Source organism: Desulfosediminicola sp., assembly GCF_048381775.1.
Lineage (GTDB): Bacteria > Desulfobacterota > Desulfobulbia > Desulfobulbales > Desulfocapsaceae > Desulfopila > Desulfopila ganghwensis.
In genome coordinates, this window is the sequence record NZ_JBLXGE010000003.1 from 501,101 (window position 1) to 513,079 (window position 11,979).

At 48.0% G+C, this 11,979-nt stretch carries 11 protein-coding genes and 1 riboswitch; of the genes, 8 read left to right on the forward strand and 3 right to left on the reverse strand.

Annotated features, from left to right (window positions below):
• Nucleotides 1–35: 35 nt before the first annotated feature.
• Both ACN5NT_RS07680 and ACN5NT_RS07685 read right to left on the reverse strand, forming a co-directional pair.
• On the reverse strand, nt 36–1,028 hold the full coding sequence (locus tag ACN5NT_RS07680; RefSeq protein ID WP_419175020.1) for a BMP family protein: 993 nt from the start codon (nt 1,026–1,028) through the stop codon (nt 36–38).
• 379 nt (nt 1,029–1,407) lie between these two features.
• Nucleotides 1,408–2,115, reverse strand: a complete 708-nt coding sequence (locus ACN5NT_RS07685) for an SDR family NAD(P)-dependent oxidoreductase (RefSeq protein ID WP_419175021.1) — start codon at nt 2,113–2,115, stop codon at nt 1,408–1,410.
• A 424-nt stretch (nt 2,116–2,539) separates the two neighbouring features.
• Here ACN5NT_RS07685 and ACN5NT_RS07690 point away from each other — a divergent pair, with 424 nt between their 5' ends.
• From ACN5NT_RS07690 to ACN5NT_RS07705, 4 genes are all read left to right on the forward strand, one after another.
• Nucleotides 2,540–3,601 (forward strand): extracellular solute-binding protein, encoded by a 1,062-nt coding sequence (locus ACN5NT_RS07690; protein ID WP_419175022.1) that lies wholly within the window; start codon nt 2,540–2,542, stop codon nt 3,599–3,601.
• Between the two features lie 97 nt (nt 3,602–3,698).
• Entirely contained in the window at nt 3,699–4,787 is a 1,089-nt protein-coding gene (locus ACN5NT_RS07695; RefSeq protein WP_419175023.1) for an ABC transporter ATP-binding protein, read from the forward strand.
• Nucleotides 4,784–5,641, forward strand: coding sequence for an ABC transporter permease (locus ACN5NT_RS07700; protein WP_419175024.1), 858 nt, complete (start codon nt 4,784–4,786; stop codon nt 5,639–5,641). Before ACN5NT_RS07695 ends, ACN5NT_RS07700 begins: the two co-directional genes overlap by 4 nt.
• Nucleotides 5,638–6,495 carry an ABC transporter permease gene (locus ACN5NT_RS07705; protein WP_419175025.1) on the forward strand — a complete coding sequence of 286 codons (858 nt, stop codon included), beginning with the start codon at nt 5,638–5,640 and terminating at the stop codon, nt 6,493–6,495. The genes ACN5NT_RS07700 and ACN5NT_RS07705 overlap by 4 nt, the downstream gene beginning before the upstream one ends.
• 67 nt (nt 6,496–6,562) lie before the next feature.
• Here ACN5NT_RS07705 and ACN5NT_RS07710 read toward each other — a convergent pair whose 3' ends face one another.
• Complete coding sequence (locus ACN5NT_RS07710; protein ID WP_419175026.1) at nt 6,563–6,949, reverse strand: hypothetical protein; 387 nt, start codon at nt 6,947–6,949, stop codon at nt 6,563–6,565.
• A 474-nt stretch (nt 6,950–7,423) separates the two neighbouring features.
• Nucleotides 7,424–7,616: riboswitch (cobalamin riboswitch) on the forward strand.
• A gap of 91 nt (nt 7,617–7,707) precedes the next feature.
• On the opposite strand from ACN5NT_RS07710, the gene ACN5NT_RS07715 reads away from it, so the two are divergent.
• From ACN5NT_RS07715 to ACN5NT_RS07730, 4 genes are read left to right on the forward strand one after another with little or no spacing between them, the layout of a single operon-like run.
• Entirely contained in the window at nt 7,708–8,448 is a 741-nt protein-coding gene (locus ACN5NT_RS07715; RefSeq protein WP_419175027.1) for an AIR synthase related protein, read from the forward strand.
• A gap of 10 nt (nt 8,449–8,458) precedes the next feature.
• Nucleotides 8,459–8,968 (forward strand): ECF transporter S component, encoded by a 510-nt coding sequence (locus ACN5NT_RS07720; protein WP_419175028.1) that lies wholly within the window; start codon nt 8,459–8,461, stop codon nt 8,966–8,968.
• A gap of 19 nt (nt 8,969–8,987) precedes the next feature.
• The gene (locus ACN5NT_RS07725) at nt 8,988–10,472 is read left to right on the forward strand and encodes an ABC transporter ATP-binding protein (RefSeq protein WP_419175029.1); all 1,485 of its coding nucleotides are present in this window, start codon (nt 8,988–8,990) and stop codon (nt 10,470–10,472) included.
• A complete protein-coding gene (locus ACN5NT_RS07730) occupies nt 10,469–11,245 on the forward strand; it encodes an energy-coupling factor transporter transmembrane component T family protein (RefSeq protein WP_419175030.1) in 777 nt (258 codons plus the stop codon). The genes ACN5NT_RS07725 and ACN5NT_RS07730 overlap by 4 nt, the downstream gene beginning before the upstream one ends.
• The last annotated feature ends 734 nt before the right edge of the window (nt 11,246–11,979 follow it).

Sequence of the window (11,979 nt, forward strand, 5' to 3'; positions counted from 1 at the left end):
TGTCAGCGGCCTAAAACCGCCGACAGCCCGTTAACTTAGAAGGTCGATTTCGGCTCATCATCGTCAATTTCAACAACAAAAGAACCGGCCTTGATCGCAGCAGCGGTTTCAGCAACCTTCTCCTTGATCTCTGCAGGCAGTTTGTCCTCAAATTCATAGTATGGAGTAAGGGACGCACCACCTTTGGCCATCATGGTCCACTCCCTGTAATCCTCAGCCTTGAACTCACCGGCTTTCACCAGTTTGACAGCGTGCCCGATTGCCGGCTCCATATGCCACAGGGCGGAGGCAACCACAACGTTTTCGCCGTTTTCTTCCTTGTTCATGTCATTCACATTTCCAAATGCCACAATGCCCTTTTCCCTGGCCGCATCAACAACACCGGCACGCTCGGCGTACATGACATCAACACCGGCTTCTACCTGCGCATAGGCAAATTCCTTGGCCTTGGGCGGATCATACCAGGAGCCGATAAACGAAACCTTGAACTCCACTTCGGGATTTATAGAACGTGCTCCGGCCATGAAAGCGTTGAACAGGCGGTTAACCTCCCCGATTGGATATCCGCCGACCATGCCAATCTTGTTGCTCTTGGTCATGGTAGCCGCGATCATGCCCATCAGGTAGCATGGCTCATGGATGTAATTATCAAAAACCGACAGATTATTTCCAGAAGGGCCAAAGGTGTCACCCATCAGAAAAGCTACCTCGGGATAATCGGCCGCCACCTTGCGAACATCGCGGGAAATACCAAATGCTTCACCGACAATCAGGGCCACCCCGGATTCTGCATACTCGCGCAACACCCGAATATAGTCTGTGTTAGAGACCTTTTCGGAAAAAACATATTCAACCTCTCCCTCATCAGCGAGGGCAACGAGCGCCCTGTGCAGAGTGGCATCCCATTTCTGCTGAATTGGCTGGGTATAAATGCCGGCGACCTTAATCTTTTCAGCAAATGAACTGATTGGCAGGCAGAACAGCGCAATGAATAGAACGCTGCACAAGAAAAACGGTGTCTTTTTCATGATTCATCTCCATAGATAGTTTGGCGTTATTATATTTTATCCCTTACACGGCTACTCCGAGTCAAAACAAAATATAAACACATCGCGTTGTCAGGCTTTGCAAACGGTGCAAATTTTGCCGAACCAGCATTGTGCATGGATGCCATTTATCAAGAACGATGCCAGGAAAAGGCAAATCAGAAGTTTTAACTGAACCCTCTGATTTACTGATCTAAAAATGTATGGAGTGTGCCAATGGGGAGAGGAATTCGCCAGAACGGGAAAGATAGGCAAATAAGGGATTACATTTTTGTCGTAATCCCCTGCCATTTATAACCAAAACGTATTATAGCCATCCCTGCATAATGAAAGTTCTTTTTAAGGGATATGCCATACCGGTTTATCTCGGAAACGCCCCGTTATTGATATCGGTACAGGTACCATTGATATACTCCGGGCAATCGGTTGCCAGCCAGAACATGGCCTCGGCGACCTCTTCAGGTTTGGCAAACCTGCCGGTATAGACGGACGCTTTTATGGCGTTTCTTCGATCTTCAGGAATGGTATACAGCATATCAGTCTCTACCGGACCCGAAGCAACAGCATTGATTACAATGCCATAGCCGCCAAGAATCTTGGCATATGATTTGGTCATATTGATTACGCCGGATTTAGTGATACCATACCAGAGATCCGGGTGACCGATGTGGCCGGCGATGGAGGAGTTATTGACAATTCTCCCGTACCCTTTCTCTACCATGGATTTTGAAACTTCACGGATCAGAGCCACTGGAGCCTCAAGGTTAATTTTAATCATCTGCTCCATCTTCTCCTGCGGATAGTTATCATACGGCAGGGAAAAGAGTACTCCGGCATTGTTGATCAGAATATCCACCGCCGGGAGATCGGCGATCAACTCCGGAATACCGGCTATGTTACTCAAATCGAATGGTACAACTGTCACCTGGGGATGGTCGGCGAATTCGAAGCCTTCGAAGTTTCTGGCAACAACGATAACCTTACATCCCGCCTCAATGAATTTTTCTGTAAGTACCAGACCAATACCTTTATTCCCGCCTGTTATAAGTGCTGTTTTCTGCGCTGTCATAATTTCTTTACGTCTCTATGGATTATTACTTTGGCAAAAAGCATCCCATCCGCAATGCCCTTGCCTGTTTTTCAACATCAGCGGCCCATTGTACAGGTTAAGACGAACAAAACAATATTTGTGTGTTGCCCAATGCTGTCGTCCGCGCCCCCGACTATTGCAAAAGGACATCTCCATTAAGGTCTGATCTGTAAAACATTATAATTTCATTGATCTTTCATTAAATGTCAGTTAAGCCAGTTTGTAGATGCTAATAGTCGTTGATTCCCGCTCTCTCAGGGTTTAGGGTTGTCCCTGTTCTGTCACTATATCCTATAAATTCAATGGGTAGACGACCTGCAACCACCCAAAGCTATATAGAACGTGACGCTTTTATAAACCTGCATTCGAGATATCACCCTATCATTGAAACAAGGAGAATACCATGAAGAGACTTCTGACTCTCGCCTCTGTTGCGCTCATCGGCCTTGCAACCACTGCCCAGGCCCAGGAAACCCTGAAGATTCTTACCTGGAAAGGATACGCCCCCCAGGAGCTGGTTGAGAAATTTGAAAAAGAGACCGGTATGAAAGTTGAGCTGACCTTCAGCAACAACGAGGAGATGATTGCCAAACTCCGCGCCACCCGTGGTGCAGGCTTTGACCTTGCCCAGCCAAGCCAGGATCGTATTTCTTCCGTACAGGCAGAGTTCAAGCTCTATCAGCCACTTGATTACAGCAAGGTGGAAAGCGCTCAGTTCATCCCTTCAATGCTCGACGCGGTTAAGAAAAACACCAAGGTTGGTGATGACTCTTTCGGTGTACCATTCTGCTACGGAACCTCCGGTCTTATCGTCAACACCAAGCTTGCTCCTGAAGCCAAAGATTACGATGCGCTGCTTGACCAGGCTTATGAAGGCCGCATCAGTTACCGTCTCAAGCGCCCGACCCTGATCGGACTCGCTTTTGCCGGGGGTGCAGATCCGTTTGCCAAATATGATGATCCTAAAGCGTACAAGGCATTGATGGATGAAGTTTCGCAAAAAATGATCCAGGCCAAACCATACGTAAAGAACTACTGGTCAAACGGTGACGCCCTGCTGGAGATGGTACGTAGCGGTGAAGTAACCGTGGCCATGGGTTGGGAGAATGGTGGCTGGAAGCTGCACGCCGAAAACCCTGATATCGATTTCATCGCCCCGAAAAGCGGTGCCCTGGGTTGGATCGATACCTTCACCATTCCGGCCAAGGCCGATAACGTAGAAGGCGCCTACAAGTGGATCAATTTCATGCTGCGCCCTGAAAATGCTGCTATTTTCACCAATGCTGAGAGATATCCGACCGCCTCTAAGGATGCAGGCCAGTACCTCATAGCCGAAGTACGTGAGAACCTCGAACGTTCATTTAGCCCTGCGGATATTGACAACATCAACTGGTATCCGCCGGTCAGTGCAAACATCGAGCAGATTGAAGGTAAGATTCTTGACAAGGTGAAAGCCGCAAAATAGCCCCATCTCGAAAAAGAGTTCGTTAACCTCCACTAACGATGCCGCTTCCAAGCTGGAGGCGGCATCGTTTTTTTCGTTATTCATTCAATACCAGATTATGCCTCCAGTTCTCGATATCCAGAATCTTATTAAACAATTCGACACCTTCACAGCCGTAGATAACATCAACTTTCAGGTTGAAGAAGGCAGCTTTTTCTCAATTCTCGGTCCCTCCGGCTGCGGAAAAACCACCCTGCTTCGAATGATTGCGGGTTTTCTGTCACCTTCTTCCGGAAAAATTGCCATTCGTGGCCGTGATATGGTCGGGGTGCCGCCCAACAAGCGGCCGGTCAATCTGGTCTTTCAGAATCTGGCGCTTTTCCCGATGATGAATGTTCGCGACAATATCGCCTTCGGCCTTAAACGGCAGGGACTTCCTTCATCGAAGATTCTAAAAAAAGTGGAGACGATGTTGGAACGGGTTCACCTTACAGGCTATGGAGACAAGGATATTTCCCAGCTCTCCGGTGGTCAGAAGCAGAGGGTTGCCATCGCCCGTTCCCTGGTTTTAGAACCCTCGCTGCTGCTTCTGGATGAACCCCTGGGAGCGCTTGATCTCAAACTTCGTGAACAAATGAAGATTGAGCTGAAAAAACTGCAGGCTGATATCGGCACCACCTTCATGTACATTACCCACGACCAATCTGAAGCTCTGGTGATGTCGGATAAGGTGGCTGTTATGAATAACGGTCGCTTCGAACAGATCGACAGCCCGACCAACCTCTATCGCCATCCGAAAAGCCGTTTTGTAGCGAGCTTTGTCGGTGAGACCAATACGCTCCCGGTTCAAAAGCTGCAGCATAATCCTCTGACGGTACGTACCGCCTTCGGCCTTGAAATGCAGGCCGTGGCAGATGGCCAACTCACAGACGAACTGGACCTCTTCATCCGCCCCGAAGCCATCATCTTGAACCCGGCCAAAGAGCTGGAAGGTATCAACAGGTTCCTACTCAAAGTAAGAAACATCCTCTTCGATGGCTCCAACACCAAATTTCTCGCCACTGTCGAAAATGCCGATACAGAGGTTGAGCTCACCGTGGCACTGCCCCAGAATGAACAGTTCGCCCACATACAACGAGGTGATATTCTCAGTGCCGGTGTACATCGTGACAGTTGTCGCTGCTACAGGCGGAGGGAACAGGCATGAAGCAACATCTTCGCCTTGGATTATTGATTTTTCTGACCCCGGTACTGCTCTGGCTGGTATTGCTGATTCTCATCCCCCATATCGAGCTGCTGCTTATGTCGCTACGCGGCACCAATGATTACGGGGAACCAAGCTGGACCTTGTACAACTACCGTTCCTTCTTCAGCGAAGAGATCTACTGGTACACATTTGCCCGCACCGCAACATACGCGATCACTGTCACCATCCTCACCTTTCTGGTGACTTTTCCGGTAGCCTTTTACATCACCAAGATTGTCTCCCCCAGATTTACCGGTTTTCTCACTATCCTGTTGCTGATGCCCTTCTGGGTCAGTGAACTGGTCCGGGTGTATGGCTGGATGATCCTGCTGCGCGAGAGTGGAGTGCTCAACCACCTGCTGCTCTCCATCAGTATTATCAATACCCCGATAGAAATGCTCTACAACGACATAACCATGGTGATGGGGCTGGTATACACCTCGATGCTCTTTATGGTGGTTCCTCTCATCTCTTCCCTGGAAGGTATGGACGATTCAATGATCGAGGCCGCTCACGATCTCGGTGCTTCGCCTCTGACCATCTTTTTCAAGATCATAATCCCCTATGCTGCACCAGGCATCACTTCCGGCTCCATTGTGGTGTTTATGCTGACTCTCGGCAACTATCTCACTCCGAACCTGATGGGAGGCAAAAACTCACTCTGGTTCACCGAGCAGATCTACAATCAGTTCATTGCCAGCTTCAACTGGAACCAGGGCGCCGCCTTCGGCTTCCTGCTCTTGCTGCTCAGCTCAATAATCATCTGGACCGGCCTTAAAATCAGCAGGCAGGAATTGGGGAGGGCCTTATCATGATTCGTACTCTGCCACAGCAGCGGGGCTACGCGACCCTTTTCAAGCTGTACATAGCACTCTTTTATGTTTTTCTCTTCGCCCCGCTGGTGGTCACCTGCGTTCTGGCGTTCAATGACTCGAACTTTCCGGCACTGCCCTGGCATGGGTTCTCTCTCGACTGGTTTTTTAGCGATGGTCCGGAACGAATAGGCCTGTTCCATGACCGCTCAAATATGCAGTCGCTCTGGGTCTCCAGCCAGACCGCTTTCTGGGTATCTCTTTTCTCAGTTATTGTAGGAACAGCCGGTTCCTTTCTCTTTGAACATGAAGAATTCCCGGGAAAACGCGGGCTATGGTTTCTGGCATTGACCCCGCTGGTCATTCCCGGGGTTATTCTGGGTATCTCAATACTGCTGACCGCCAACAGCCTTGGCATCTATTTCGAAGACACCTTTGGTATAGATATCCCCCTCTTTCGTCCCGGCTTCTGGCTGGTGGTGCTTGGGCAATTTTCCTTCATTACCACCTTTGTGCTGCTGGTTGTCTCTGCCCGGCTGAGAAAGTTTGACCGAAGCCTGGAAGAAGCGGCTCTCAACCTGGGAGCAACCCGGCTGGAGGTGATCCGCCATATCACCCTGCCCTATCTTCGCCCGGCCCTCATTGGCAGCGGCGCGGTGGCCTTTCTGATGAGCTTTGAGAATTTTAATACCACCCTGTTTCTGGTCGGTTCAGAGACAACTTTGCCGATTAATCTCTACCTGCAGGTACGTGACGGCTCCACTCCAATCATCAATGCGGTGTCCTTTCTGCTGATTATCACCACCTCGACCTTTGCAGTTGTCAATCTGCTGCTAAAGAAAAAGGAAAACGCATAAAAAAAGCCGCAAAGTGAATGAATTCTTCACTTTGCGGCTCTGCATACAAGCTATACATCCCTGAACGCTAGCGATAGGCCGGCGGCTGCTCCATATAGATGTACGTATCTCCCTGCTGGCGATAATACATATTGTCGATGATCGCATAGGATACACCTGCAATCATGGCAAAAGCTGCTACCGAAGGTAGATGATTCCTATGGTAGGATCGAGGATGATGGTAGTACCGAGGCGGTGCCTTGCGATAGTTTCTCGCATGATACCTGGGCAGATGAGCGGGTTTATGGTTGTAGTGTTTTTTCCCCTTATAGTTGGGCAACTGAACCGGTTTATGATTTTTATACACCTTATGCGGTTTATGGTGAGGGCCTCTCCCATTCGCGAAAACTGATGATGGGCATATAAAAACAACCATCATCAGAACAATCACAATACTGCTAGCTATCTTTTTCATAATGCAAACTCCAAAATCAAATGTTACCTGAGGTAGAACCAATCTAAAAGATAGAGCATTTTTTATCCACCGCAATCGGGAGGACCATCTGCAATGGCGCCGCTTTCACTCCCCCAGACATCTTTCATCAGACACCTGCCAGCAATAAAAAAACCCTACATCAACCTTTATAAAATCGACTAGTTACAGCACCATTTCCAGGTCAACGCTGCCTGGGCATTAAGGTGGCTGTAACCAATTGTGAAAAGATTGTGTACGCGAGGCGATAGCCAATGGAAGGTAAATTGGAAGTTGTTTCTGCCGGCAGCAGCGATATTCTTCTTTGCAGCAACAGTTCACGGCAGCATAGGCTTTGGCTCTTCTATGATGTCAACTCCACTGTTCGGGCTTTTCACTGACCTGCAGAATCGACTTGGTGGGCAAGGGAAACCGGAAAAACGGTTGACTTTTCATCACAAAAATATTTGATATTTCTTTAATATACATGCTACAGGTGCTGTCTTCGCAATGACAAACGAAGACGGATAAAAGGAAATCAGGTGAAAAACCTGAACGGTCCCGCCACTGTAAGGTTGAGAACACTGCATTAAGCCACTGTATTTTACGGGAAGGCGCAATTGTTCGATGAAACCGAGTCAGGAAGCCTGCCTGTCAGATTCACGCATGCATCATGATCAATGGTAAAGCTCATGGTTGTTATACCCTTCATGGGGTAACAGCTATGAGCTTTTTTTGTTTTTACAATATGGTGGTTGTCAATGGGATACAGAGGACGAGATGTAGAAGTTATCGATATAGGATCCGGTATTTCCCTGGTTATTGCCTGCGACTCCTGTGGATCGGTTGGCAGCAAGGAGCTGGATCTCGTTAACGCTCCGCCGGAAATTGTTGGCCGCCTGACAGCTCGAACAGTCCTCATGGAGCTTGTAGCCGTGGGGGCCTCACCTGTTGCTATGACAGTCTCTATCTGTGCGGAACCCAGCCCGACTGGAGACGAAATATTGCGGGGTATCAAAAAGGAACTGCAGATGAGTGGTCATCCTGATGTAAAGCTTGCCGTGAGCACCGAGAAAAACTTTGAGACGCGGCAGACGGGTCTTGGAATTGGTGCCACAGGGACCTGCAAGGCAAGTAACCTCAAGATTGCCCAATCAGAAGCAGCTGACAAAATTTTCTGTCTTGGAGTACCCAGACTAGGAGGAGAAGTCATTATTTCAGGCTGCATGGATATCATACACAGCGGCACCGTGGCGCAACTGAGACCACATCCACTGATTCATGATATCCTTCCCGTTGGCTCAAGGGGCATCAGGGCAGAAGCTGAATTACTGGCAAGACAGTCTGGAACTATTTTCGATGCCGCCCAAGGTTGCAAACTGGACCTTGAAAAATCAGCAGGTCCTTCAACCTGCGTTCTTTTTTCTAGCCGTGAATCTATAGAAGACTTGAATCATTTCGAAATTTATCCCGTTGGTCAACTCATCATGAAATCTGATTAAGGAGTTTGCTATGCAAGATATTACCGCCCCAGACCTTAAGAATGATGTGCGCCTGGTAAAACGTGCTGCATACATTGCGATCTTTGTTGCTCTCAGTGCAGTTGGAGCGATGATTAAAATTCCAAGCCCGGTGGGCACGATCGGCCTTGATTCAGCCCCCGGCTATTTCTGTGCATTGGCTTTCGGGTATGTTGAAGGTACTGCTGTCATTTTTATCGGACATCTGCTCACAGCTGGAGTTGTCGGGTTTCCCTTAGGGTTACCTCTCCACCTTTTCATCGGATTACAGATGGCACTTTGGGCGATACTTGTCCGTTTTATCAAACAAAAACTTGGGCTCTGGCCAGCAGTCTTAACCGGTGTTGTCCTCAACGGGGTGGTTTCCGCTTTCACCATGGTCTTTATAGGTGGTGTGGGTGCTGCTCTTGGAATTATGCCATTTCTCATTGCAGGATCTCTGTTCAATATATTAGTCGCCGCAATTGCGTATAAAAGCTTGAAAAAGGGCAAACTGATTTGATGTATTCCCAACATTTGTCATGACTGAACAAGGCAAGGCAATACGAAGAGATCTTGGCCCGGCAATATCTGTTTCCAAGGTATCTTTTCAATACAGGACAGGGGACGTCCCGGCCTTAAACGATGTAAGCTTTCAGCTTCCACCCGCCACATGCACCCTTGTAAGAGGTGAATCAGGTTCTGGCAAGACAACTCTCTGCTATTGTCTCAAAGGCCTGATTCCACAGGCTGTTGAAGGGGATTTTAGCGGTCAGCTTGAAATAGCCGGGATTGATGTAACCAAATACAGAATCCAAACTCTCTCCAGGCACATTGGCTTTGTTCTTCAGGATCCGGAGGTCCAGATTGTTGGCCGTACTGTTTATGAAGATCTGATCTTTGGTCCTCGCAATCTCCTGATCGCCAAAGAGACAATCGTTTCAGATTTCCCCTCTGTTCTTCGGGCAGTTGGGCTCGAAGGTTATGAGGGCAGAGAAACATACCAGCTGTCAGGAGGAGAAAAGCAGCGTTTGGCTATCGCCGGTGTACTGCTGATGAAGCCTCAGGTGCTGATTCTCGACGAGCCATCTTCAGAATTAGATCCTGCAGGCCGCAGAAATCTCTATGATTTGCTGCTCACGCTTAAACGTGAAGAGGGTCTTACTCTCGTCATTGTGGACCAGCAGCTTCCCACAAGTCATCCCCTGGTAGATGAGGTGCTCTTCCTAAAGGATGGTGAGCTGAAAGAAGCCGATAGCATAGGAGAGTGTTCCGTACCTTGCACGCTGCCACCAGTTCTTTCGAGCAACGAAGCTCCGACGGTCCTGACTGTTGACAATCTCTCTTTTGCATATCGCCCTGAAACACCAGTACTGAAAAACATCAGCATGGAAATCAGGCAACGGGACTTTCTTGCACTGGTCGGACACAACGGCAGCGGTAAAACAACCCTTGCAATGCACCTCAACAGGTTACTTGAACCACAAAAAGGTACCGTCAGCTATCAGAAGAAATCCCTCGAGAAGTTTAGTCGCGCTGAGATAGCACGTTCGATCGGCTTTGTTTTTCAAAACCCTGATCATCAAATATTTGAAACAAGTGTGGAAAAAGAGATCGCTTTCGGGCTTGTTCAGCAGGGCATAAATACTAAAGAGATCAAGAAGAAGGTCGATGAAGTTCTGGGCTTCATGGCTCTGGAGGATTACCGGGACCATCATCCTGCCACCCTGCCAAAGGGGATTCGTCAGTTTATCAGTGTGGCCTCAATAGTGGCCCTCTCGCCTGAAATTCTGGTGGTTGATGAACCAACCACAGGTTTAGACACAAAAGGAAAAGAGATAATACTATCCCGATTAAGAGAGCTCAACGACAGAGGAACCGCAATTGTAATGATCACGCATGATATGGAACTAGTAAGAGAGCATTGCTCCCGGCTTATTTTGCTGGAACAGGGCGAGATCAAGCTCAACATGCCAACCACTAATGCGCTGAAAAGCTTAGAATTTAGGGACTTTATTGGACAATGAAAAATTTATCTGTGAATGTTCGTTCAAAACTGGCTCTTTTCTTTCTTGTTATCGTGTTCTCGATGATTTTCAACTCCCCCTTCTTTTTGTCCGGCCTGCTACTTTGTACCCTACTGATCGGTATGGTCTGTTCTGTGGATATGAAAAAAGTGGCAGCAATACTTCTTCCTTTACTGCCGATTTTTATACTGCTTGGTATTAGTAGCGGATTTTTTTCTGTGGCCAGGTTCACCGATCAGGCAAATAATGGTGTGCTGTTCTGTCTTGGTGACAGTGTGTGCGCTACCAGGGGAGGATTTCTGCTGGGGGTGAGCTTTTTATGTCGGCTTACCCTCATGATCCTCTCGACTTCAATCCTTTTACAGACCACCTCGCTTGATGATTTTATAGATTTTTTCAATACCACCGGATTACCGCCCTCTGTCAGTTTTGTGATAACCACCGCGATCAGGTTTGTCCCTGAACTCAACCGCAAGAAAGAGCAGATAATTAATGCTCAACGGGCGCGCGGTGTCGATATGGAAACGGGGCAGTGGTTGAGAGGCTTAAAGGCCAGGATCTCTATTATGATCCCTCTCATAATTCAGGGGATATCCCTTGCTGAGCACCTGTCAATTGCCTTGCTTAACAGAGGTTTCGGCTGCAGAAACAACTGGACTGTAATGAAGAAAGCGAAACTTGTCATGTTCGACTATTTTATCCTGCTTGCCTGTCTGTTACTCTTTTTCGTCGGAGTCGTCATAAGAAGCAGGAGTTCATATTTTTTACTCTGAGAGTTGTGGACGTTACACCCCTGAGCTTGAAACAGCATCCGAACAAGAATCAATTGGAGACGGACCACTATTGATGTAATGTCTCGCCAATTCATCTGAATTTTCGGGTTCGCATCCTCAGCATCACAGAAGAGGTCATACTGAACCTCCCCCGTTCATGATTCAACATTAGGAGAAAGGGCAGACCTGCCCCGCATGGGCTATCGGGAAACGAAAAATCGAAGAATCCGCTCGAGGAGTGTTGAGGGTATTTCAAATATTGCAGTCAAAGTCCCGCGAGACTCGATCTTATTCGTACTTCCAATCTTGAAGTCAGAAGCGAATTTTGTTTTGCACGATGGACATGCCATAAGCACTCCTCCTATGCGTTTGGGGAAGCGCAGCTGCTGGTCACATTTAGGGCAAGTTTTTACGATATATTCAGACATGAACAAAATATAACTGCTTTGTAAAAATATTGCCAACCTGAGAAGTCATTAGCATCCTCCCTTCAAGGAAAGATTGGGGCCAGGCCTTGAAATTGGGGGTTATGTTTGTTGGCAAAATTTGACCAACGGCTTTGGCGCATGGAGCTTGGTGTAAATGTTGATCTGAGCTTTGCCTTAACAGAATAGGTTTATCAATAGTTGCGCTCTGGCAGTCCTTCAATTCACAACAAAACATGCTGCAATTATTGATAAACCTTGAGAACTGAACTGCGGGGGAGTTGTGGCCGGAAACGTTATGCTATGGGG